General features: G+C 61.9%; 20 protein-coding genes and 2 pseudogenes. 14 read left to right on the top strand and 8 right to left on the bottom strand.

Features of this window, described 5'->3' with window-relative positions; translation table 11 throughout:
- Nucleotides 1-199: 199 nt before the first annotated feature.
- A pseudogene (locus KQ659_RS21100) lies at nucleotides 200-1,189 on the bottom strand (IS701 family transposase).
- 56 nt (nucleotides 1,190-1,245) lie between these two features.
- On the opposite strand from KQ659_RS21100, the gene KQ659_RS21095 reads away from it, so the two are divergent.
- Together KQ659_RS21095 and KQ659_RS21090 are read left to right on the top strand one after the other, a co-directional pair.
- Nucleotides 1,246-2,691: a dihydrolipoyl dehydrogenase family protein gene (locus KQ659_RS21095; RefSeq protein WP_216690929.1), complete on the top strand. Its 1,446-nt coding sequence runs from the start codon at nucleotides 1,246-1,248 to the stop codon at nucleotides 2,689-2,691.
- Between the two features lie 340 nt (nucleotides 2,692-3,031).
- Nucleotides 3,032-3,340 (top strand): hypothetical protein, encoded by a 309-nt coding sequence (locus KQ659_RS21090; protein WP_216690928.1) that lies wholly within the window; start codon nucleotides 3,032-3,034, stop codon nucleotides 3,338-3,340.
- Between the two features lie 142 nt (nucleotides 3,341-3,482).
- Here KQ659_RS21090 and KQ659_RS21085 read toward each other — a convergent pair whose 3' ends face one another.
- Nucleotides 3,483-4,166, bottom strand: coding sequence for a haloacid dehalogenase type II (locus KQ659_RS21085; RefSeq protein ID WP_216690951.1), 684 nt, complete (start codon nucleotides 4,164-4,166; stop codon nucleotides 3,483-3,485).
- A gap of 362 nt (nucleotides 4,167-4,528) precedes the next feature.
- Here KQ659_RS21085 and KQ659_RS21080 point away from each other — a divergent pair, with 362 nt between their 5' ends.
- Nucleotides 4,529-5,404: a helix-turn-helix domain-containing protein gene (locus KQ659_RS21080; RefSeq protein ID WP_216690927.1), complete on the top strand. Its 876-nt coding sequence runs from the start codon at nucleotides 4,529-4,531 to the stop codon at nucleotides 5,402-5,404.
- Between the two features lie 210 nt (nucleotides 5,405-5,614).
- Nucleotides 5,615-6,172, top strand: a complete 558-nt coding sequence (locus KQ659_RS21075) for a carboxymuconolactone decarboxylase family protein (protein ID WP_216690926.1) — start codon at nucleotides 5,615-5,617, stop codon at nucleotides 6,170-6,172.
- A 197-nt stretch (nucleotides 6,173-6,369) separates the two neighbouring features.
- On the opposite strand, the gene KQ659_RS21070 is transcribed toward KQ659_RS21075, so the two are convergent.
- The 3 genes and pseudogenes from KQ659_RS21070 to KQ659_RS22190 form a co-directional block, all read right to left on the bottom strand.
- The gene (locus KQ659_RS21070) at nucleotides 6,370-6,543 is read right to left on the bottom strand and encodes a hypothetical protein (protein ID WP_216690925.1); all 174 of its coding nucleotides are present in this window, start codon (nucleotides 6,541-6,543) and stop codon (nucleotides 6,370-6,372) included.
- A 73-nt stretch (nucleotides 6,544-6,616) separates the two neighbouring features.
- Nucleotides 6,617-6,958 carry a sigma factor-like helix-turn-helix DNA-binding protein gene (locus tag KQ659_RS22195; RefSeq protein WP_226916024.1) on the bottom strand — a complete coding sequence of 114 codons (342 nt, stop codon included), beginning with the start codon at nucleotides 6,956-6,958 and terminating at the stop codon, nucleotides 6,617-6,619.
- Between the two features lie 43 nt (nucleotides 6,959-7,001).
- Nucleotides 7,002-7,190: pseudogene (locus tag KQ659_RS22190) on the bottom strand (RNA polymerase sigma factor); the annotation flags it as partial.
- Nucleotides 7,191-7,985: 795 nt separating this feature from the next.
- Between KQ659_RS22190 and KQ659_RS21055 the strand changes: the two are divergent.
- Nucleotides 7,986-9,338 (top strand): dihydrolipoyl dehydrogenase family protein, encoded by a 1,353-nt coding sequence (locus KQ659_RS21055; protein ID WP_216690923.1) that lies wholly within the window; start codon nucleotides 7,986-7,988, stop codon nucleotides 9,336-9,338.
- 143 nt (nucleotides 9,339-9,481) lie between these two features.
- Here KQ659_RS21055 and KQ659_RS21050 read toward each other — a convergent pair whose 3' ends face one another.
- On the bottom strand, nucleotides 9,482-10,234 hold the full coding sequence (locus KQ659_RS21050; RefSeq protein ID WP_317197827.1) for a TIGR04283 family arsenosugar biosynthesis glycosyltransferase: 753 nt from the start codon (nucleotides 10,232-10,234) through the stop codon (nucleotides 9,482-9,484).
- A 485-nt stretch (nucleotides 10,235-10,719) separates the two neighbouring features.
- Here KQ659_RS21050 and KQ659_RS21045 point away from each other — a divergent pair, with 485 nt between their 5' ends.
- Together KQ659_RS21045 and KQ659_RS21040 are read left to right on the top strand one after the other, a co-directional pair.
- A complete protein-coding gene (locus KQ659_RS21045; protein ID WP_226916001.1) occupies nucleotides 10,720-11,298 on the top strand; it encodes a TlpA family protein disulfide reductase in 579 nt (192 codons plus the stop codon).
- A 381-nt stretch (nucleotides 11,299-11,679) separates the two neighbouring features.
- Complete coding sequence (locus KQ659_RS21040; protein ID WP_216690921.1) at nucleotides 11,680-12,555, top strand: sterol desaturase family protein; 876 nt, start codon at nucleotides 11,680-11,682, stop codon at nucleotides 12,553-12,555.
- Between the two features lie 219 nt (nucleotides 12,556-12,774).
- Here KQ659_RS21040 and KQ659_RS21980 read toward each other — a convergent pair whose 3' ends face one another.
- A complete protein-coding gene (locus tag KQ659_RS21980) occupies nucleotides 12,775-12,927 on the bottom strand; it encodes a DUF547 domain-containing protein (protein WP_332875092.1) in 153 nt (50 codons plus the stop codon).
- On the bottom strand, nucleotides 12,924-13,262 hold the full coding sequence (locus tag KQ659_RS21975) for a DUF547 domain-containing protein (protein ID WP_317196162.1): 339 nt from the start codon (nucleotides 13,260-13,262) through the stop codon (nucleotides 12,924-12,926). Before KQ659_RS21975 ends, KQ659_RS21980 begins: the two co-directional genes overlap by 4 nt.
- 450 nt (nucleotides 13,263-13,712) lie before the next feature.
- On the opposite strand from KQ659_RS21975, the gene KQ659_RS21030 reads away from it, so the two are divergent.
- The 7 genes from KQ659_RS21030 (at nucleotide 13,713) to KQ659_RS21000 (ending at nucleotide 21,778) form a co-directional block, all read left to right on the top strand.
- Nucleotides 13,713-14,765 carry a tyrosine-type recombinase/integrase gene (locus KQ659_RS21030; protein ID WP_216690920.1) on the top strand — a complete coding sequence of 351 codons (1,053 nt, stop codon included), beginning with the start codon at nucleotides 13,713-13,715 and terminating at the stop codon, nucleotides 14,763-14,765.
- A gap of 490 nt (nucleotides 14,766-15,255) precedes the next feature.
- A complete protein-coding gene (locus KQ659_RS21025; RefSeq protein ID WP_216690919.1) occupies nucleotides 15,256-16,740 on the top strand; it encodes a BON domain-containing protein in 1,485 nt (494 codons plus the stop codon).
- 67 nt (nucleotides 16,741-16,807) lie between these two features.
- A complete protein-coding gene (locus tag KQ659_RS21020) occupies nucleotides 16,808-17,626 on the top strand; it encodes a universal stress protein (protein ID WP_216690918.1) in 819 nt (272 codons plus the stop codon).
- 33 nt (nucleotides 17,627-17,659) lie between these two features.
- Complete coding sequence (locus tag KQ659_RS21015) at nucleotides 17,660-18,484, top strand: universal stress protein (RefSeq protein WP_216690917.1); 825 nt, start codon at nucleotides 17,660-17,662, stop codon at nucleotides 18,482-18,484.
- 44 nt (nucleotides 18,485-18,528) lie between these two features.
- A complete protein-coding gene (locus KQ659_RS21010; RefSeq protein WP_216690916.1) occupies nucleotides 18,529-19,374 on the top strand; it encodes a universal stress protein in 846 nt (281 codons plus the stop codon).
- Between the two features lie 441 nt (nucleotides 19,375-19,815).
- Nucleotides 19,816-20,895, top strand: coding sequence for a site-2 protease family protein (locus KQ659_RS21005; RefSeq protein ID WP_216690915.1), 1,080 nt, complete (start codon nucleotides 19,816-19,818; stop codon nucleotides 20,893-20,895).
- 40 nt (nucleotides 20,896-20,935) lie between these two features.
- Nucleotides 20,936-21,778 (top strand): universal stress protein, encoded by an 843-nt coding sequence (locus KQ659_RS21000; RefSeq protein ID WP_216690914.1) that lies wholly within the window; start codon nucleotides 20,936-20,938, stop codon nucleotides 21,776-21,778.
- Nucleotides 21,779-21,856: the final 78 nt, after the last annotated feature.

Here is a 21,856-nt window from a genome sequence, read left to right as displayed (position 1 = left end):
TAAGAAGGCCGTTTTAAGGTGTTTAGGGCAGCTTCGCCTGACGAGCACCTTTTGCCCTTTGAAAGCGCACGTTCTAGCTATCTCGTTAATCAGTGGCCATTAAAGACCGCAATAGATGACTTAATGAGACGAAAACGACTTGTTAACGTTGAACCCTGACCTTTTTTAATAGGACTTACGCACTCGACTATACAAGTGCTTAAATGAGTGGCTTTTGGAGTAACTGCCGCAGGTCGGGTGCCCATTGCTGTTGGTGCGCCTGATAAATAGTTTGCCCCATGCGGCGGGCGTGTTGACGCAGCGATACCCACGCCCAGTAACAACAGGTCAAGTAGTTGCGTTGCGCCACCTCCTTCCGGCACTGGCACTTCTCCGACCCCGTCAACTGTTTGAAGCTGCGGAGAAACTCCTCTACCTGCCAACGCACCTGCACGGCTTCAATTACTATTTCGCGGGTCAGATGAGCAGCCAAGTAATTGGCAATGAATCATTAAGTATCGCCGTTCGTGGTCACTAGCTTGAAGCGTTTTACGCCAAAGGGCACTTCTTTCAGGCGCACTTCCACGCCCTGACTCCAACCGCCGGGCGGCGGCGCTAGCGTAGTCAGGCCTTGGTAGCCGCTTTCTTTGGCCAGGCTCACCAACCGATTGCCTTTCAGGGTCGCGAAAAACGTCCAACCAGCACGATGAATGCGTTTCAAATTCGTGCTGCCCGCATACCAGGAATCAAATAAAATGGTACGTGCCAGTAGTTTGCCCTCCGCCACAACCTGGTCAAACATGGCCAGAAAATGGTCGTTTTTCGTCTGTTCGTCTTGGTCGGGCGCGTAGATGCGGTAATCCAGGGGGAGGAAATCCCCGGCTTCGCCGCTGCTATGCACCAAATTGACCAGCCCAATGCCGGTGACCATGCCGTGCACGTTGCCCGAATACTGCCGCTTGGCCAGGGCGATAAAGCGGCGGTAGCGTTGGTCTTGTACGCTGTCGTCGACGAGCAGAAAAGCCTCCGGCGAATCGTGGAACAAGGGCTGAACTAATTCGTACAACAAATTGATTGGCAGTGTGCTCGTGCGCAAAAACCGATTCACCTGGTCGTGGCTTACATCGGGCAGATGGGCGGCCAAATGCGTGCAGGTGCAGTTCGTGGACGTACTGAGCAGGTACTCGATGCAAGCAGTTTGAGTCGGCATGAGCGGGCGGTTTTGCTTAAAGTACCCCAAAATGCGTAAGTCCTACTAAAGATATTATGGCCGAAGATGCTGCTGATTTTGACCTGATTGTGCTTGGGGCCGGTTCGGCCGGGCTGGGACTGGCCCTGTTTATGGCCCGCATCAAGTTGCGGGTGCTACTCATCGACCTGACCCCCGAAGATGTGGGTGGCGACTGCCTAAACCACGGCTGCGTGCCCAGCAAGGCCCTTATTCATGCCGCGCGGCAGGTGCACCAGGCCCGGCAGGCCACCCAGTTTGGCTTGCAGGTGAGCGGCCCCGCCGACATGGAAAAAGTAATGGCCTACGTGCAGGGCCGGCAGGATATCATTCGGCACCACGAAAACCCGGACTATTTGCGCGGGTTGGGCATCACCGTCGAAATCGGCACGCCCCGGTTTGTGGGCGACCACGCCGTGGAAATCAACGGCCACACCTACACCGGGCGCAAGCTGGTGGTAGCCACCGGCTCGCGCCCGCAGCAGCTGGAGGTGCCCGGCGCGGCGCAGGTGCGTCTTTATGACAACCAGCGCGTGTGGGACCTGCGCGAGCTGCCCGGGCGCCTGCTGGTGGTGGGCGGCGGCCCCAACGGCGTGGAATTGGGCCAGGCCATGCAGCGGCTGGGGTCGCAGGTGACCATCGTGCACCACGGGGCCAGCATCCTCGAAAAGGAGGACCCCGTCATCCGGGCCGTACTGGCCGAGCGGCTGCGGGCCGAGGGCCTTACCATTCACCTGGAGGCCGAAGTGGAGGCTTTCACGTCGGCCTCGCAGGCCCGCGTGAAGCCCAAAGCCGGCGACTCGCTTTCGGTGAATTTCGACGTGGTGTACGTGGCCATTGGGCGGCACGTGAGCTTTGAAGGGCTGCAGCTGGAGCAGGCCGGAGTGGAAGTGGACGAGAAAGGCCACATCCGGCTCAACGAGCACCTACAAACCACCAATCCCGATATTTTTGTGGCTGGCGATGCGGCCAATTCACTCAAATTCAGCCACGGGGCCGAATTGCACGTGCGCCTGCTGCTATTCAATTTCTTCTCGCCCCTGAAGAAAAAGCTGAGCTATGACCATTTCTCCTGGGTCACTTTCACCGACCCCGAGGTGGCGCACTTCGGCCTTGATGCCGCCGAGCTCGACAAGCGCGGCACGGCCTACGAACGCTGGGAAACCGACTTTGCCGACGACGACCGGGCCGTGGTGGACAGCTACCGCGACGGCCGCCTGCTGCTCTTTATCGAGAAGAATGCCCTGCCGCTGCCCGGCCGCAAGCGCCGCATTCTGGGTGGAGCCATGGTAGCCCCTGGCGCGGGCGAGCTCATTCAGGAGCTGATTCTGGCCAATGCCAGCGGGCTGGGCATCAGCGAGATTTTCGACAAAGTGTACCCGTACCCGGTGGCGGCCCGCATCAACCAGAAGCTCATCGTGGAGCACCAGGAAGTATCGTCGCTGCTGCAAACGGCGCTCGATGTGGCTTTTAAGCTGCAATAAGACCCTGGCCAGAGCGGGGCAATTGTGCGGCGGCGCACCGATACCCGCCGGCATTGGCTGGAGATGGTGCATTTTCCGTCTCAGGGCAGGTGGTAAGCACAGGAGCCGGCGGCAAGGCATGACCAGCCAGGAGCGGAACTGATGAAAAAAGTTTGCGCGCAATTGTAAGGTTAGGGCAAAAGAGTTGAACTACTGCCCTGTCTCCGGAACGGCCGGGGCCACACACACTCCAACCTTTTTCAATTATTGCCATGACTACTCCCATAAAAATTCTCGTAGCCGGCCTGGTGGCCACTGGTGCCATGACCCTGCTGATGCTCTGATGGCCCCGATGATGGGCATGCCCCCCATGAATATTGGGGCCATGCTCGGCGGCATGCTGGGCACCTCAGACATGGTGGGCTGGATGATGCATTTTATGATTGGGGTGGTCTTCACCGCCGCCTATGCCTTTTTCTTCAACCAGCGTTTGCCCATCGGCAGCCCCGTGGCGCGGGGCGCGGCCTACGGCATGCTGGTATTTGCAATGGCCCAGGTGATGTTTGCTCTTATGCGGGCCATGGGTCTGCTGGGCCGCCTGGTGTTTGGGGTCGTGCTGGGCGGCTTTTTCAGCACCCAGCGCGCTACCGTCGCGCACCCGTTGGCCTAGCCTGTTTTGCCTCGCCAGGCTTACCCGTTGGCGTTGACACCCTGACCACGCCCTAAAAAAACACCGCTGGGCCGCCCGGATACAATCAGTGTATCCGGGCGGCCCAGCGGCTTTGGTGTTTGAACCGCAACCGACGGCGGGCTTAGCTCAGCAGCTGCCGGGCAATGTCGGGCAGGGTGGGGCCGGTGAGGGTGGGCGCGGGGGCCAGCGGGTAGATTTGCTGGCCGGGGCGGGCAATAAAAGCCGCCTGCAGGCCGGCCAGCTGCGCCCCGGCCGTGTCCCAGCCGTGGGCGGCCACCAGCATGGCCTGGGCGGGAGCCACTTTCAACTTCTCGCAGGTGCTGTGGTAAGTGTCGGGGTGGGGCTTGTAGCGCTTGAGCGCGTCGATGCTGAGCAGTTGCTCGAAAAAGCCGGTGAGGCCGGCGTAGGCCATCTGCTTTTGCACCGTGGCATCGGGCGAGTTGGTGAGCGTGACCATGCGGAAGCCCGCCTTTTGCAGCGCCGTGAGACCGGGAATGATATCGGGATGCGGGGGCAGCTCGGTGATGAGCGTGAGCAGCTCCTTTTTGCGGGCGGCCGGGCGCGCCGGCTGGCCCAGGGCCTGGGCCAGCATGTCGAGGGCGGCATCGCCAATCTGCCCGAAGTTGTGGTAGTTACCGGTCACAGTATCGACCAGCGAGTATTGCAGCAGCAGCGAAAACCACTGCTTGAAGGCCGTTTCGGACTTAAATTCCTGGTTGACGGCCCGCTGCAGCTTGCCCAGGTCGAGCATGGTTTCGTTGACGTCGAAAATCAGCAGCTTGGGGCGGTTGGGGGCTTCAGCCATGGCGGACATGGAAATGGGCAGGGCCGCAGCGGCAGTGACCAGGGCGAGGGAGGATAAAACAAAACGTCGGGTAACCATGGCCCTGCTTACGCAGCCCGGCAGCATCGGGCTGGCTAAAACCGCAGTTTTTTTTTGCAAAAGCCTGCCTTCGCTGGCCAAGGGCCACGGCCCGACAACCTTATGCAGTGCCCCGCAGTTTCTGCTAATCCAGTTGCTCGCGGTGGCCCGCCTGCACTGCTTGTAGCGGGCTGCCGCCTCGCCCGTCCGGCCAGCACGGCGGGCCGCCAATACTTTGCTACCGGCGCGGGGCACCAAACGAGTCAGGGGCACCAAACAATGCCCGGCTACTATTCCATTTCCCTATGATTATCGAACGAAAAACTTTTTCATACAAGGAAAAAGTCATCATTGAAAAGGTACTGATTAGCGCCCCTTATCGGTACGAAGCTATTTTTCATAACGAAGGCTGCTTTATCCAGATAAGGGGAGCCGGCACCAAGCTGCTTTCAGTGGAAGACAGCCTGCTGATAGAAAATCAGGAGGCGGTGCTGATGAAATGCGGGACTTATTTTCTGGATTTTATCAATAAAATAGCGGGCGATACGGTTGAAGTTCTAGCCATTCATTTATACCCCGATATTCTAAAGCAAATATACAGCACCGAGCTGCCGGCCCTGATTGAGAAGCGCGCCTACGACGGCAAAAGCAACGTTATTGCCAATGAGAGCGTAATTTCCCGGTATATCGAATCTTTGGAATTTTATTTCCAGAACCCCGCGCTGGTCAACGATGACTTGCTGGAATTAAAGATAAAGGAGCTGGTTCTGCTATTGGTGCAGACTAAAAATGCAGCCTCTATTCTGGAATTAGTAACCGACTTATATTCTTCGCGAAATATCAATGTTAAAAATATTATCGACCTGCATAAGCACTCCAATCTGAGTATCGAGGAGCTGGCCGCGCTATGCAGCCTGAGCTTATCGGCTTTTAAACGGGCATTTAAGAAAATATACAACGATAATCCGACGCACTATTTCATTAATGAAAAGCTGCGGAAAGCCAAGGAGCTGCTTATCATTTCCGATTTATCGATTGGGGAAATTGCTTACGAATCCGGATTTAACGACCCGTTATATTTCACCCGGTTGTTTGGCAAAAAAGAAGGCGTCACGCCCAGTAATTACCGGGCCACGCACGCCCTGTATTCGCCGGAGGGCAACGACGCCCGGGTAGGCTAACGCTGGTGGCACGGGCCGCCCGGCTGCGTCGGGCATGCCGGTTCCTCCCGCAAGCCCCGACAAAACCAGCCGTGGCCCAAATGTCCATAACGTAGAACGTATTGTCCATTTGACCGCTCTGGGCGGCCGGTACCTTTGTGATAAGCAAGCTGCCACCAAGAAGGCCTCGCCTTTGAGCAGCGCCTATTCACTTTTTTAAATCAGAATCTCATGAGCACTTTCCCAATTCACACCCTCGAAACGGCCCCCGAAAAAAGTAAGCCATTTCTGGAAAACTCCCTGAAGTCGTTTGGCATGATTCCCGGCCTGCATGGCGCGCTGGCCGAATCGCCCGGGCTGTTGGAAGCCTACCAGATGCTGCACAAGCTGTTCACCGAGTCGTCGTTCAACAACGACGAGCAGACGGTGGTGTGGCAGACCATCAACGTGGAGCACGAGTGCCACTACTGTGTTCCGGCCCACACCGGTATTGCCCACATGATGAAGGTAGACCCGGCCATTACCGAAGCGCTGCGCAACAAAACGGCGCTGCCCACCGAAAAGCTACAGGCTTTGCACGATTTCACGCTGTCGATGGTCCGGAACCGGGGCCGCGTTTCCGAGCAGGAGCAGGAGGCCTTCTACGCCGCCGGCTACACTCAGCGCCAAGTGCTGGACATTATCCTGGGCTTGTCCCAGAAGGTGATTAGCAACTACACCAACCACGTTGCTGAAACGCCGGTGGATGCCGCTTTCCAGAAGTTTGCCTGGCAGCCGGCAACGGTCTAATGGTGCGTTGAACAAGAAAGAAGAATTATTCTCTCTTGTTCAACGCATGGCTATTCTACGATTGACCTCAAAAGTCGGCTTGCCGGCTTTTGATGCGTATAGCCATTTTTACGACGCTTACCGGCGGCGGGTGCACGAGCGCCTTCCAGACATATGGGCCGGAAAGTACCCGGCCCGCCACCGGCCCCGTAAGCCGCCTAGCTCGCCGCCGGGCCGGAATAGCCGGCCTGGCGAATGAGCTGGTCGAGCTGCTGCGCCAGTTCGGGCGAGAGGGTTTCATCGGGTTGCCCCAACCGCCGGGCCAGCCGCGCCACTACCTGCGTTTGCTGGGCATAGCGGCGGCACAGCACGCACATGCTTAGGTGGGCCACACGCTGGCACGCTCGGTGGGGGAGAGGGGCAGCTCGGCCCGCTTCTCGATGAGCAGGCACCGTTGCAGTTGAATCAGGCTGACATAGCGATAAGAAACGATAGGGAGGTATTAGGAGCCCGAAAACCAGTGCTTTTCCAGACACTTGCGCAGCTGCAGCTTGGCCCGGTGAATGATACCCAGTAGTTGGCCGGCGAGATGGCCAGCTGCTGACAGATTTCCTCGCCCGACATTTCTTCCACGAAGCGCAGGCTGAACACGGCCTGGTGCTGGGCGGGCAGCCGGCCCTGGCAGCCGAGCAGCTGCTCGGCCAGCTCGCGCTGTTCGAGCTGGGTGTCGGCGGCAGCCCATTCCCGGGGCTTTGCGCCACTGCGTGCGGGCTCCGGTTTCGAAGTAGGTGCCGTTGCCGGCCTCATCGGCCGCGCCGAGCAGCGGCACCAGCGGCGAGCGGGCCTGCTGGCGGTAGTAGTCGATGAGCTTGCGGCGCAGAATCACGAACAGCCAGGTACACTCCGACGACTCCTGCCTGAACGAAGCCAGCGTGCCCAACGTACTCACGATGGTTTCCTGCACCAGCTCCTCGGCGGCGGCCACCGTGGCCACCCGGTGGCGGGCAAAGCGGAACATTTCGTTGCCGTAGCGGCTCAGTCACAAGTGGGGCTCAGGCGTGGTCGCAGCAGTAGGAGCGGGGGCAGGAAGCATAAGACGTATAATAGACTTGTTCCCGAATAAGAAATCGGCTGTCTTCTAAGCCGTATTTGGGGCCAGAAACAATGGATGCTCACAGAATCAACGGATACTGGCTTGACCAAGCTGGAGTTGTTTAGAAAGTCACAAAAGGTACTCAAACGGTCATGCAGCGCGCAGCATCTTGCTCGCCTCGTTGAACGGGCCTGACGATACGAGCAAGATGCTTCGCTGCGCGCTGCATGACCGTTCGGGGACTTTCTAAACAGCTTCGCTGAAAAGAATAGCTTATTGCCTAAACCAGCGAAGAATTTCAGCCGTTTCTTATTCGGGAACAAGTGTAATATCTAAGCGAAGGCAGCGCCGCCCCTGCGGCCGGGGCCGGAGGTAGCGAAAGCAGAGCGGTAGCTCCCTGCCGGATGGATAAGCCCCGGTAAGGTCGCCGTTGGTCTTGCAGCCTGCACTTTGCGGCGGCAGTCGTTGGCCCGGGGGCGGCCTTACAGGACCGGGCATTTTTTCTTCGAAATTGAAAAGCCGGCTGGTTTTTCGGTAGCCGCTGTAAGGTGCAGCCTTAGTAGTGCGACTGTCGGTAATGTCGGACCAGCACTGAGGCTGCTGCTTGCCGACTCTTAAACTTTGGCCATTAGATGTTTATATTCTCCATAATCAGCCGCTTAACAAAGCTATAAGCTAGCATTTTAGCGAGAAATATTCGGTTTTTTCTCTCATTTCCCACCTTCCCTGTTCTCCCGAATTATGTCGCAACACACCTTTGATATCCTGGTAATTGGTACTGGCGGCGGCGGCAGCGTGGCCGCCCGCAAATGCGCGGCCGCCGGCAAGCGCGTGGCCATTGTAGATGCGCTGCCCTTCGGCGGCACCTGCGCCCTGCGCGGCTGCGACCCCAAAAAGGTACTGCTCGGTGCGGCCGAGGCCGTGGCCCGCTCGCGGCAGCTGCTGGGCCACGGCCTGACGCAGGAAGCCGTCATCAGCTGGCCCGAGCTGGTGGCCTTCAAGCGCACGTTCATCGAGTCGGTACCGGCAAAGAAGGAAGCCAGCTTCGAGCAGGCCGGGATTCGCACGTTTCATGGTGTGGCCCGCTTCACGGGGCCGCACACGGTGCAGGTAGGCGAGCAGGTGCTCGAAGCCGCGCAGTTTGTGATTGCCACCGGGGCGCGGCCCCGGCCGCTGGGCATTCCGGGCGAGGAGCTGTTGCTCGACAGCAGCGACTTTATGGAGCTGCCGACGCTGCCCGCCGATATGACGTTTGTGGGGGGCGGCTACATCGCCTTCGAGTTTGCCCACCTCGTGGCCCGCTGCGGGGTGCAGGCGCGCATCATTCACCGGGGCCCACGGCCGCTCGAAAACTTCGATGCCGACCTGGTCGGCCACCTGCTCACAGCCACCCGGGAAGCGGGCATCGAGGTGGTGCTGGACACCGAAGTAGCGGGCGTGGAGCGCCTGCCCGACGGCCGCCTGCGGCTGCGCACCACCGCCCAAGGGCAGGCCGGAGAGCTGACGGCCAGCCTGGCCATTCACGCGGCCGGCCGCGAACCGGCCCTGGCCGAGCTGAACCTGGAAGCCGCCGGCGTGGCCTGCACCCGCCACGGCGTGACGGTGAACGAGTACCTGCAGAGCACCACCCACCCCGACGTGTACGCCGCCGGCGACGCGGCCGCCTCCGGGCTGCCCCTGACGCCGGTAGCCGGCAAGGCTTCGCACGTAGTGGCCGCCAACCTGCTGCAAGGCAACCACAAAACTGTTGACTACGGCGTTATTCCCTCGGCCGTGTTCACCCACCCGGTGCTGGCCAGCGTGGGCCTTACCGAGGCGGAGGCCACCAAGCAGGGCCTCAAATTCCGGGTGAAGACCGACGTGACCACCGGCTGGTTTACTTCCCGCCGGCTGAGCACGCCCGTTTCGGCCTACAAGCTGCTGGTAGACGAGGATACCGACCAGATTCTGGGTGCCCACCTGTTGAGCCCCAACGCCGAGGAAGTCATCAACCTGTTCATGCTGGCCATGCACGCCAAGCTGCCGGCCAATGAGGTGAAGCAACTCATTTTCGCCTACCCAACGGCTGCTTCGGACATTATTTACATGCTATGAGGCATCGTTTGTTCGACGTTCGGAGTAGTTGTTTATTTGAGTGAAGCATCTGGCAGCAGCTCGATAGCAGCACAGCCGGCTTATCCCAACTACTGGTGTTTAAGCGGCTGTGCTCTGTCGCTGCGGCCACCTGCCATCATAGCCTACAGCTTGTCCTGCCGAATAAGCCGCTGGTAGAGTTCTACCAGCCGCGCCTGCGATACCCCCAGCCAGTAGAGCCCAGCCAGCAGGGTAAAGGCCGCCTGCAGGCGATACACCCCGTTATCGAGGTACTTGCGGGCGGAGGTGATAACGGCGCGCGGCATTATTTGAAACGGCCCGTGCGCCTGCAGTCGCTGCACAATTTCCTGGTCCTCCATCAGTAGCAGGTCCTCGCGAAAGCCGCTTATCTGCGCGAACAGCTCGCGCTGCACGAACAGGCTTTGGTCGCCGAAGCGCACCAGCAGCAGGGGTAGGCGCGTGCACCAGGCGCTGAAGCGCAGGAACCAGTGCCCGTGGTCGAAAGCCAGGCGGTAGCAGCCGCTGCCGTAGCCCTGTCGCCGGGCCCGCCGCAAGTCGGCTACGAAGCCGGGCGGGGGGTAAGAGTCGGCATGCAGGAAATAAAGGATGTCGCCGCTGGCATGGCTGGCGCCGTAGTTGAGCTGGGCGGCGCGGCCCTTGCGCGGGCTGCGCACCACGGCCGCGCCCGCCCGCCGGGCCAGCCCCCGGGTGTCGTCGGTGCTGCCCCCGTCGACCACAATGATTTCCAGGTCCGGCTCATCGGCCGTGGCCTGGCGCAGACAGACCAGCAGCGCCCCGATACCGGGGGCTTCGTTGTAAGTCGGAATGATGATGCTGACCGTTGCCACCGCGATGTCCCCGGCCCCATAACCCGCCGGAACACGGGGTAAAAGCACAGGGGTGGGGACGGCAGATGGCATGCGTTAAGTACTAAGCTGAAAGGAGGGGGCAATCATCGGTCGATTTCCCACATTTGGTCATCAAAAGGGAGGGCCAGAGGCATTTCAGCCCAATGGTTCTACCCCGAGTACGCCCGCCCGGTGCGGGGTGTTGCCGGGCCGGACAAATAAAAGGTATTCCAATTGCAAGGATTTTTTCCTATTTCCGACCACCCGTCTGCAAACGGGCTCGGGGCGGGTCGACGCTCCTTTTGTCAATGGAGTTGTTTAGAAAGTCACAAAAGGTACTCAAACGGTGATGCAGAGCGCAGCGAAGCATCTTGCTCGCATCGTTGAACGGGCCTGACGAGGCGAACGGTGATGCAGCGCTGCGCGCTGCATCACCGTTCGGGGACTTTCTAAACAGCTTCAATAATCTTTTTTAGAAACTGCAGATGTTGAATTGTAAAAGGCGCCGGTCGTGGCTTCCCCTGGCCCTGCTGGTGCTCGCGCCGCTTACCGGCCTGCATCCCATGGGGCGCAGCGGCGGGCAGCACAGCCAGCTGGCTACCGGCCGCTGGCAGGCCGAGACACCCGCCCGGGCTACTTCTGCCATGCCGGTGGCACTCACCAAGCACGCAAACTACCCCCACAACCTGCCCTTGGTCACGCTCGACGGCCTGGCCGTGAACCTGAGCGACCTGGAAGGCAAAGTGGTGTTCGTGAACCTATGGGCCAGCTGGTGCCTACCCTGCGTAGTCGAGCTGCCAGGCATTGAAGCACTATATAAAAAGATGGACCCGAAAAAGGTTGCCTTTGTTCTGATTTCACTTGATGAGAACCCGGCGAAGGCGAAGGCCCTGCTCAAGCGGCGGGGCTACACCTTTCCGGTCTATTTCCCTCCCAATAACCGCCCGCTGCCCGCGCCGTTCGATTCCAGCTCTATCCCGTCCACCATTATCCTCGGGCCCGATGGGCAGGTTGCCGCCCGCTACGATGGTATGGCCCGGTACAACACGCCGGAATTTAAAGCTGCCCTGGAGCAGCTGGCCGGTGCTGCCAGCCCGTCGGCAGGGGACTAACGCCGTTCTCAAACACGATAGGACGTTTTCTTCAGCCTGTACTTTCCGCGCCGGGAAGCCGGATGCAGGACAGGAAAAAGGTGGCCTTAGAAGCTGTTTAAATTAGCGGAGAATATCGTTTAAACGGTGTAGAGACGCAGAAATGCGTCTCTACACCGTTTAAAATCAGAAGAATTGACTCAAGCTTCTTGGCCGATTGGGCTTCGGGAGCACCGGCCAATCAAGCCACACGCCCCGAATGCAGTATTCCGGCACAATGCTGCCGAATGGCTGCCCGACATGCCCTCCCACATGCAGACGCACCGGGCAACCCCGCCGATACCAACGCAGTATTACCACTCATTGCTGCTCCTGTTTTTCGCTCACTTACCCCCTGTTGCCGTGGCGCTACTTCCCTTTTCCGCTCCCTTGTTGCGCCGTTTCGACCGCTGGGCCGGCCCGGCGCTGGCCGTAGCCGCCCTGGGCCTGCTGCTGCTCGAAACCCGCCACCCCCTGCGCCGCCGCACCCGGCCCCGGCCCGAGCGGTGGCTGCGCAATGCCCTGGTGGCCGCGCCCGCCCTGCCCGCCATGCGACTCACGCTGCTGCCGGCCATGGTGGGCCTGGCCCAAACCTGGGCCCCCGGCCGGCCGGTGCTGGCCCGCCTGCCAGCGCCCCTGCGCCTGGCCGCCGAAGTGCTGCTGCTCGACTACCTGGGCTACACCTGGCACCGCCTGCTGCACGCGCCCCTACTCTGGCGGCTGCACCGCGTGCACCACAACGACCTGGACATGGATCTGACCACGGGCTGGCGCTTCCACTTTGGCGAGATGCTGGCCAGCATTCCCTGGCGGGCAGGGCTGCCCGCACTGCTGGGCGTGCGGCCGGCCACGGTGCTGGGCTTCGAAGCCGTGTTTGAGGCCTGCACGGCCTTTCACCACAGCAACTGGCGGCTGCCCTTTGCCGTGGAGCAGCGGCTGGTGCGCGTCGTGGTCACGCCGCGCACGCATGGCATCCACCACTCGCAGGTACAGCGCGAAACAGACAGCAACTTTGGCGTCGTGCTCACGCTTTGGGACCGGCTGCACCGCACCCTGCGCCTGAACGTGCCCCAGCAGGCCCTCACCATCGGTGTGCCCGCCTACCCGGAAGCGGCACAGATGCCGGTGGCGCGCCTGCTGGCCCTGCCGCTGGAGCCGCTACAGCCCTGGGCCCGCCCCGACGGCTCGGTACCGGCCCGGGCAGAATTGGCCGGCCCGCTGCACGTGCTGGTGCCGTAAGGCCTAAGCCGTTTACTGCTCGTTGAGCTGCCAGTTATAGTCCAGTAAGGTAACCGGGGTCTGTTCGTCGATTTTAGTTTTCGAATACCGATTTACCCACTTGGCCACCGACTGGTCGTTGCTGGTCCAGTCGCTCTTGTACCAGCCAAAGTAGTTGGAGAGCTGTGCCTTGCCGGGGCTGATGCTATTTTTAGCCGGGTCGTTCAGAAAGTCACGGCCCTAGGCATCAAGCTGGGCATCGAGGCGGGCGGCGGTGTAGGCCTCGTTGCGCAGCCGGGCGCAGGACATGGAAGCGCACACCAGCGCGAAGTGAATGCGCGGGTCGTCGTACTGCTTGCGCAGTGTAACGTGCTCGATGTTGTCAAGGCTCATTTTCTCGCCCCCGATACTAAAAACTTCGCGGCCCAGGGCGTCGTCACGAAGGGAATTTGAATGGAGGAACCGATTTCCTTGATGCTCTTGACGGGGTAGTAATTCAAAATCAGCCGGATGGTGTAGGCATTGTAGGCGTTTATCCAGTACGCCATCTGCTCGTTCTTGCTCCAGCTGGCCGCCGGCGGGTTTTTGCTCAGCAGTGCCAGGTATTGGTTGAATTCTTTCTCGTCGGCCTTAAAGACTTTGTAGTTGACCAGGCCCTTTTCGGTGACGTATTTTTTCAGCAGCCGGTCGTAGCCGCTGTGGTCCGTTGCGGGGCCGGCCGTGGCCATCGTATAAGTAGTTACCGGCAACAGGGCCGGTTCAGTGTGGCGAAGGCCGCCACCGCAGCGGCTCCTATGGCGATGATGGCCAGCACGGGCAAAAAAGGGGTTTTCATAGTTTTGAGATTGGTGGCGCTGGAGCCGTAGTCGCCCAACTCGCTCCGGCCTTACAAAACGCCGCGTAGTGCGCGGCGGCCACTTTCGGACAAGCCCGATATCACGGCATCACGGCATCACGGCATGCAAGCCAAAACGTATCTGACTGCTTAACCTTCCTTGCAATACCCTTTTCAATAATTCATAAGGCTGGGCAAATATAAGTTATGATAATGTTTACTTATCATAACTTATATTTGGAAGACAAAATGGAAAGCTTTTCGGTCGTTTTTGATACCTATATATAAGGTATCAATTCGCGGTCCGAATCAGCTCGCTCCACCGACCCCTCAAATCCCTTCCATGAGCGAAGACCTTTCCCTTGTCGCCTCGTCCAACGCCAACCAGTCGGTCAGCGCCCAACTGGCCCGGGCCTCCGCCAAAGTCGCGGGCTTTCTCGAAACCGGTCTGCAGGGCGCGGCCAATACGGAGCGCGCGTACACGTCCGACCTGAAAAGCTACGTGGCCTTCTGCGAGCAGCACGGTTTGCGGGCGCTGCCAGCCGACGTGGAAACGCTCACCGAGTACGTGGCCTATCTGGCCACGGAAAAAGCGGAGCCGGCAGCCGGGGACCGGCAGAAAAAAAAGAAGGGGCAACAGCCGCTCACCGGGCCGCACGCGCTGGCCACCATCAAGCGGCACCTAGCCGCCATCCGCAAAGCCCATCAGCTTGCCGGCTACCGGCTGCCGGCGACGTTGGATGCGCTCAACATCGTCATGGAAGGCATTGCCCGCACCTTAGGCAAGCGGCAGGACCAGGCGCAGGCCTTCACCGTCGAGGAGCTGAAGCAGGCCATTCGCCGAATTGACCTGGAAACGGCGGCTGGCCTGCGGGACCGGGCGCTGCTGCTGCTGGGCTTCGCGGGAGCCTTCCGGCGCTCGGAGCTGGTGGGGCTGAACATTGAGCAGCTGGAATTCACGGAGCGGGCCTTGCTGGTCCACCTGGCCAAAAGCAAAACCAACCAATACGGTGCGGTGGAGGACAAAGCCATTTTCTACGCGCCCAATATGGACTTCTGCCCGGTGCGCAGCCTGCGGGCCTGGCTCAATTTGCTGGGCCGTACCACAGGGCCGCTGTTCGTGAAGATTCCCCGGACCACGCCGGGGCGGCTGGCTACCCCATCGGAAAAGCGACTTTCTGATATTTCCCTCAACAAGCTGGTGCAAAAGCGGCTGGGGCCGGGCTACTCGGCGCACTCGCTACGCGTGTCCTTCGTGACGGTGGCCGTGCTCAACGGGCAATCCCACAAGGCGATTAAAAACCAGACCAAGCAAAAAACGGATGCCATGATTGAGCGCTATACCCAGCTCAACAACGTGGTATCGTACAATGCCGCGCAGGCGTTGGGCTTATAAACCTGACAGCTACGCGCCCGCCGGGCACTGCGTGCCCTCGGCCTTTTGCCTTGATGAAGCCCCGCCATTTCTTGCCTGTTCTGTGGCGGGCGGGGCCTGGCTGTTGGTGCAGGGATAGAACGGACGAATTGGCTTCATTAACTCTTCATTTGATGAATATCACGCGCTGCGGCAATTCTTGTCATGGGGCTTGCCGCGCTTTTGATTGATTTTTGTATCAATCCAGCTTTCAATTGACTTTCAGCGCGATGCCAGCGCACAGCTAAAACCTGCCAGATACCTGGAGTACTGCTGTGGGGGCTTGCAAGTACTGCGCTGCCGTCTACTTGCAGAACGACGATGTTGCAGGTACTGCCCCGGGGCATCGCCCTCACCCTGAGGCTCATGGCCCGCAACTCGGCGCGCGCCGAAATATGCGCCGCCGGTGCTCCTGAAGAGCCGCAAAGCTTATCAATTCATTGAATTGCAATATATTATCTCTCCACCAGTTATGGTTACGCCTCATCTCCTGATTATACCAGCCACCGCCGAAACCATGGCCGATACCGACATTACCATGGCCATCAAACGGCTATTTACCACCCAAAAAGGCCTGGACGAGCATTTGCTGGACGTGGCCACGCACGAGGGCCTGGTAACGCTGACTGGTTTCACCGACAACCTGCTGGCCCGGCAGCGGGCCGAGGACATTGCCCTGGCCGTGCGCGGCGTGCGCGGCGTTGCCAGCACAGTGGCCGTGCGCACCCCCACCCGGCCCGATGCCGACTTGCAGCGCGACGTGTGCGGCACCCTGGCCGACGACCCCGCCACTGGCGACTATCAGGTGCAGTGCGCCGTGGCCGGGGGCGTGGTCACGCTCACGGGCATGGTGCAGTCGTGGGCCGAGAAGCAGCTGGTGCTGCGCGTGGTGCAAGGCGTGCGGGGCGTGACGAGCCTCATAACGGAGGGCCTGACCATTCAAAAGGGCAAAATCGTGAATTCTGACGAGGAAATCACCATTCAGATTCAGGAGCTGCTCGACTGGGATGTTCGGGTGAACAGCGCCTTAGTGCAGGTGCGCACCATCGAGTCCGTGGTGCACCTGTCGGGTACGGTGGGCACGGCCACGGAGCGGGACCACGTCATAGCCATAGCCTACCAGACCGGAGCCGCCCACGTAGATGCCCGCGACTTGCTTGTGGCCTACTGGGCGCTGAGCAGCGAGCTGCGGCGCGGGAAGTTTGCGCTCCGGGCCGACGAGGCCATTGTGGAGGCCGTGCGCGGCGCCCTGCACCGCAACCCACGCGTGCGCTGCTCCGAAACGCTGGTGCAGGTCCATGAAGGCATTGTGACGCTGGCCGGTACGGTGAGCAACCTGCGCGCCCGCCAGGAAGCCGAGCACGACGCCCGCCTCGTAGTGGGCGTGACCGAAGTACACAACCTACTGAAGGTACGACCCAGCGGCCTGGTGCCTGATGCCGATATTCGCCAGGCCATTCTGGCCGCGCTGGCCCGTGACCCCTACGTGGGGCACTTCTTTTTTACCGTGAGCGTGAGCAACGGCCAGGCCACTGTGCACGGGCAGGTAGACCATGCGTTTGAGCGCGAGCGGGTGGGCGATGTGGCCGCAGGGGCCAGTGGCGTGCTGGCCGTGGCCAACCTGGTAGCCGAGCCCGCCGAAGCGCGGCCCGAAGCCCTTGCCCGGCCGGACAGCCCCGACCCCGACTCTGACTATGCGCTGGCCGGCCGCATCCGGGAGCGCCACTTCTGGTCGGCCAGCCTACACGACCAGGATATTGACGTGCAGGTGAGCCACGGCCACGCCACCCTTACCGGCACTGTGGACAGCTGGCCCGAGCGCCAGCAGGCCACCCTCGAAGCCTACAAGGCCGGAGCCCACGACGTGAAAAACCACCTGCTCGTGCTGGCCCCGGCAGGCCCCGGGCAGCAGGGCCCTCATCCCCCTGCTCATCTGCTAACCGACACCTACCGCTAGCGCTAGCACCCGGACTGGCCGGGCCGCCCACGGGTTTTCCAATTCACCCCTTTTTTCTCCTACTGCTATGGCTTCCCCCCTTGTCGTACTGACTGATTTTTACGCCGTCACCGCCCGGGCGCTGTCCTACGCTGCGGGGCTGGCGGTGTCGATGAAAACGGAGCTGGTGCTGCTGCACGCCCGCCACGACGTGCTGCTGGCTCCCATCGACTACGGCTCCTACTCACCCGTCAGCGACAATGCCACCGACCGGGTCCTGCAAACGCTGGCCGACGCGCAGCCCGTGCCCACCCAGGTAGATGTGTCGGACCGGGAGCTGACCGAGGCCGTGCGCGCCACCGTGCAACGCCACCATCCCCTGCTGCTGGTGCTGGGCCGCCCCGAAACGGCCGACGCACCCGTGGAAATCGTGACCGGCACAGCCATGGACCTGCTCACTACCGTGCCCTATCCGCTGCTGGTGGTGCCGCCCCCCGCCGGCGATACCTTCCCGCCCCGCCGCCTGCTGCTGGCCGTGGACGGCGAACCGTTCGTGCTGCTCCGGCATCAGAATGTGCTCCGGCAGCTGCTACGCCTGGCGGAGGGCACGTTGAACGTGGTGCGCGTAACCGACGACAGCCACGCGCGCCTGGGGGCCGAAGCCATCCTGCGCACGGTGGCAGACAACGACCTTACCGAGGTGCTGCCCCCCAGCCAGCTATATGAAGTGTATGACCGCTCGGTAGTGAGCGGGATACTGGCCGAAGCGGCCCGGCAGGAAGCCGACCTGCTGGTGGTCGTGGCCCGGCAGCACAGCCTTATCGGCAGCCTGTTTCATCGCAGCGTCACGGCCCAGCTGCTGGAGCACAGTCCGGTTCCGGTGCTGGTACTACCCGCCGAAGACTAGAGCGCCTTTTATCCTGTTGCCCAAACACTTGCCATGGAAGCATCTTTCATTATCCTCACCGATTTTTTCACTGTATACCCGGAGGCCCTGGCCTACACCACCAGCCTGGCGGCCGCGCAGCAGGCCCGCGTGGTGCTGCTGCACGTGTGCCACAATGGCCTGCACGGCCCCGGCGAAAAAGGCAGCCCGCGCACCGAGTGGAACAAGCGGCAAAAACAGCGGGAACTAGCCCGGCTGACCACCAACCGACCCGTACCCACGGAGCTGGTGGTATCGGAAGAAGTTTTTCCTGAGGCCGTTGGCCAGACCGTGCGGGCCCAGCAAGGCCAGCTGCTGGTGCTGGGCCAGCCCGGCGCGGCCGAGCAGCCCGTGGAAATAGTAGCCGACGTGGCCCAACTGCTGCTGGAGCAAGCCCTGTGCCCGGTGCTGGTGGTGCCCCCCACGGCCTCGGAGGGCTTGCCGCCCCGCCGGCTGCTGCTGGCCGTGGACGGCGAGCCCCTGGACCTGCACCCACTCCCGGCGCTGGTGCACCAGCTGCTGGCCGGACCACAGGCGTCGCTGCAGGTGGTTTATATACCCGAAAGCGCCACCACCACCCCGCCCGACCCCGTTGCCGTGCTCAACACCATCCGCATCAACGGGGTGGTACCGGCCATACCGCTCAGCCGCCTGCACCTGCACCACGCACCCGATCTGGTGGCCGGAATTCTGGCCGAAGCCGTGCGCCAACAGGCCGATATGCTGGTGGTAGTGGCCCGGCACCACAGCCTTATTGGCAGCTTTTTTCACCGCAGCATCACGGCCCGGCTCATGGAGCAAAGCCCGATTCCGGTGCTGGCACTACCGGCCCGCGACTAGCCCCGGCGACTGATTGCAACAGCTTATCACTTAGAATTTTTGCTATGAATCCTTCCATTTTGGTGTTGGTCAATCTTTCTGAGGCGGCGGAGCAGGCGGCCCGCTACGCCGCCGTATTGGGCGCACCGCTACACGTGCGCCTGGAGCTGGTCAACGTCTATCAGCCCCCCATTCTGGCCTCCGGACTGGCGGCTGTGCCGATGCACTACTTCCCCCAGATGCAGGCCGAGACGGAAGACGCCTTGCAGGCGCTGGCCCAGCGCCTGCCCGCGCCCACCGAAGCGACGGTAGTCGCGGCCCCCATTACCGATGCCGTGCAGGAAGCCATTGAGCGCCACCACCCGCTGCTGCTGGCCATGAGCCTGAGCCCCGAGCAGGACCTGCTCGACTACCTGCTGCGCAACCACGTGCTGCCCGTACTGCGCGCCACCCACCACCCGCTGCTGCTGGTGCCCGAAGCCGGCCCGCCCCCCAGCCGGCCGCGCCGCGTGCTGGTGGCCATCGATGGCGATTTTTTTACCCTCAGTGCCGTCACCCTGGCCCTGGCCCCGCTGCTGGCGAGCTGGCAGGCGGCCTATTCGGTGGTGCACGTTCGAACCCTTGCGAGCGGGGGCGTGCGGCCCGGTGGCTATGAGCAGCTGGGCGGGCCGCTGCGCAAGCTGCTGCCCACGGCCGCGCCGCTGGCGCTGTACGACGATGCCGGCCACGCTCCGGCTCCCGGGGTACTGCGCGCCGTGGCCGAGACGCAGGCCGATTTGCTGATTCTCATTGCCCGGCCCCGCAGCTTCCTGGGCCGGCTGTTTCATCGCAGCGTCACGGCGCAGGTGTTGCGCGGCTGTCCCGTGCCGGTACTCCTCCTACCCGCCGACGATGCCGACCAGCCCGACTGACTGCCGGCCATGAGCTGAGAGGTTGCGCCGACGCTTGCATAGTACCTGTTTTTCACCCAGGGCCGTTGCACGCCCCTTATTCCCCGTTGTATGCTCATTCCCACTTTTCTGTTTTCGGCCCTGCTCATCGGGGCCTTGGTCGCGGTGCGCCTGCACCGCCTCGACACGCAGCTGCAGCCGGTGCCCCTGCCCGGCCGCTGAGTTCGGCCGTGCCGCATCACCTCCCCGCTTTTCGGCTCACCGGCAGGCGGGGATTTCTGCTTTGTGGCCGGCTGTACTGCTCAAAGGAGTAGGCATGCAGGGGTTGATGAAAATCAAGTGTTCGGGTAATTCTCGTCATGCCGAAGTCAGCGACCGGGACGGACTTTTGCCTATGTCCCTTTGGGGCCGGTCGGGTGGGCTTTTTGTCTGCCCGGGGCGGCGCTCCTGGTACTTCTGCTTATGAAAAACTCCTTGCTAATCGGTCGTCTGGCCGGCATCCGCATCTTCCTGCACTGGACCTTCCTGCTGCTGCTCGGCTTCCTCGTGTTTGGCGAGGTGCGGCGGGGCAGCAGCTACGGGGCCGTGCTGGTGTCGGTGGGGTTTGTGCTGGCGCTGTTCGCCTGCGTGGTACTGCACGAACTGGGACACTCGCTCATGGCGCGGCGCTTCGGCATCGGCACACGCTCTATCACGCTGCTGCCCATCGGGGGCCTGGCCACGCTGGAGCGCATACCCGAAAAGCCCCGGCAGGAGCTGCTGGTGGCCTTGGCCGGGCCGGCCGTGAACGTGCTGTTGGCGGCGATACTATACCCCTTCGTGGCGCCACTGGGGGCCTTCGAGGGCATCGGCCTCAGCCACGATGCCGTGGGGCCGGGCTTTCTCACGGCCCTGTTCTGGGTGAACGTACTGCTGGTGGCATTCAACGCCATTCCGGCTTTCCCCATGGATGGTGGGCGGGTGCTGCGCGCCCTGCTGGCCATGCGCCTGGGCCGGCCCCGGGCTACCGCCATTGCCGCCGGGCTGGGCCGGCTGCTGGCCGTAGGCTTCGTGTTCTACGGCTTGTTCAACAATCCGTTTCTGGTGCTCATCGGCATCTTCGTGTATTTCGGGGCATATACCGAAAACGCGTCGGTGCAGCACCGCGAGCTGCTGGGCGACTATACCGTGGGCCACGCCATGATAACCAACTACCTCACCCTGGCCCCGTCCGACAGCGTGCAGCACGCGGCCGACACCCTGCTGGCCGGCTCCGACCAGGACCTGATTGTGCTCGACCAGGGCCGGGCCGTGGGGGTGCTCACCCGGCCCCTGCTCATGGCCGCCCTGCGCGACCACCGCCTCACCACGGCCGTGGCGGAAGTAATGAGCCGCGAATTCGATACGGTGGAAATCAGCGACAGCCTGGCCGCCGTGTATGCCCGCGCCCTGCGCCTGCCCAATGCCTTTTTTCCCGTGCTGGAAAACCAGCGGCTGCGCGGCGTCATCGACCAAAGCAACCTGACCGAGTTCCTGACCATCCGGGCCGCGCTGAGCCAGTAGTAACCAAGGCCCCTATTCTCACTTTCTTCTCTTCTTCGCCATGAAACCCACCCTGCTCGTTCTCACCGATTCTTCGCCCGCCGCCGAGCGGGCCCGGGCCTACGCCGCCGTGCTGGCCGCCCCGCTGGGGGCCGAGGTGCACCTGCTGCACGTGTACCCCACGCCGCCCACTACTGCACGGGTAGGCCAGGTCATGCGCGCCACCAACGCCGGCTACGTGCGACGGGAGCGCCACGCGCTGGAAGAAGTAGCCGCCGCCATGCCCGTAGCCACCACCGCCACCACCGTGGCGCAAGTCTGGGACGAGGCCGTGCAGGAAGCCCTGCACCAGCATCAGCCGCTGCTGGTTATCGCCGGCCTCACGGCCACCGACGGCCTGCTGGACGAATGGCTCAGCAACCGCGCCCTGCCGCTGGCCCACGAAACGGGCTACCCGCTGCTGCTGGTGCCGCAGAACCTGCCCACGGCCGCCCTGCGCCCGCCGCGCTGCTTGGCCCTGGCCGTGCGCGACCAGTCCTTTACCCTCACGCCCCAGGCCTTGGCCCTCACCCCACTCCTGGCGGCCCTGGGGGCCACCGTGGTGCCCGCCACCGTGGCCCGGCCCGACGAGCCCACCGCCGGCCGGCACGGCCTCACGGCGGCGCGCGAATGTGGCCTGACGCCGGCCCTGGCCGGCAGCAGCCTGCACCGGGTGGTGGGCGAAGCACCGGCCGCGGGCCTGCAGCAAGCCGTGGCGGAGCTGTCGGCCGATATGCTGGTTCTCCTCGACCCCGGCCACGGCTGGATAAGTAAGCTTTTTGGCAATAGCGTTATCGACGAGGTGCTACGGCATACCCAGGTGCCGGTACTGCTGCTGGCCACGCTGGAAAACGGGTTGGATTAAGCGGCTGGTAATATTGAAATTCCTGCATCCATAGCCAAGCTCCCTCACTGACCACTTAACCCTAACCTTCACTTCCCC

Origin of the sequence: Hymenobacter siberiensis (assembly GCF_018967865.2) — a bacterium.
GTDB classification, from domain to species: domain Bacteria; phylum Bacteroidota; class Bacteroidia; order Cytophagales; family Hymenobacteraceae; genus Hymenobacter; species Hymenobacter siberiensis.
Note: the sequence above shows the minus strand (reverse complement) of the source record. Positions and strands in the feature narration are given on the sequence as shown.

Excerpts from the sequence above, each read along its gene's own strand:
- KQ659_RS21975 (WP_317196162.1), bottom strand. The coding sequence starts at position 13,262 with ATGGCCACGGCCGGCCCCGCAACGGACCACAGCGGCTACGACCGGCTG.
- KQ659_RS21075 (WP_216690926.1), top strand. The coding sequence starts at position 5,615 with ATGAGCACTTTCCCAATTCACACCCTCGAAACGGCCCCCGAAAAAAGT.
- KQ659_RS21000 (WP_216690914.1), top strand. The coding sequence starts at position 20,936 with ATGAAACCCACCCTGCTCGTTCTCACCGATTCTTCGCCCGCCGCCGAG.
- KQ659_RS21025 (WP_216690919.1), top strand. The coding sequence starts at position 15,256 with ATGGTTACGCCTCATCTCCTGATTATACCAGCCACCGCCGAAACCATG.
- KQ659_RS21980 (WP_332875092.1), bottom strand. The coding sequence starts at position 12,927 with ATGAGCCTTGACAACATCGAGCACGTTACACTGCGCAAGCAGTACGAC.
- KQ659_RS21055 (WP_216690923.1), top strand. The coding sequence starts at position 7,986 with ATGTCGCAACACACCTTTGATATCCTGGTAATTGGTACTGGCGGCGGC.
- KQ659_RS21095 (WP_216690929.1), top strand. The coding sequence starts at position 1,246 with ATGGCCGAAGATGCTGCTGATTTTGACCTGATTGTGCTTGGGGCCGGT.
- KQ659_RS21005 (WP_216690915.1), top strand. The coding sequence starts at position 19,816 with ATGAAAAACTCCTTGCTAATCGGTCGTCTGGCCGGCATCCGCATCTTC.
- KQ659_RS21020 (WP_216690918.1), top strand. The coding sequence starts at position 16,808 with ATGGCTTCCCCCCTTGTCGTACTGACTGATTTTTACGCCGTCACCGCC.
- KQ659_RS21030 (WP_216690920.1), top strand. The coding sequence starts at position 13,713 with ATGAGCGAAGACCTTTCCCTTGTCGCCTCGTCCAACGCCAACCAGTCG.
- KQ659_RS21010 (WP_216690916.1), top strand. The coding sequence starts at position 18,529 with ATGAATCCTTCCATTTTGGTGTTGGTCAATCTTTCTGAGGCGGCGGAG.
- KQ659_RS21085 (WP_216690951.1), bottom strand. The coding sequence starts at position 4,166 with ATGGCTGAAGCCCCCAACCGCCCCAAGCTGCTGATTTTCGACGTCAAC.
- KQ659_RS21080 (WP_216690927.1), top strand. The coding sequence starts at position 4,529 with ATGATTATCGAACGAAAAACTTTTTCATACAAGGAAAAAGTCATCATT.
- KQ659_RS21015 (WP_216690917.1), top strand. The coding sequence starts at position 17,660 with ATGGAAGCATCTTTCATTATCCTCACCGATTTTTTCACTGTATACCCG.
- KQ659_RS22195 (WP_226916024.1), bottom strand. The coding sequence starts at position 6,958 with ATGAGGCCGGCAACGGCACCTACTTCGAAACCGGAGCCCGCACGCAGT.
- KQ659_RS21090 (WP_216690928.1), top strand. The coding sequence starts at position 3,032 with ATGCCCCCCATGAATATTGGGGCCATGCTCGGCGGCATGCTGGGCACC.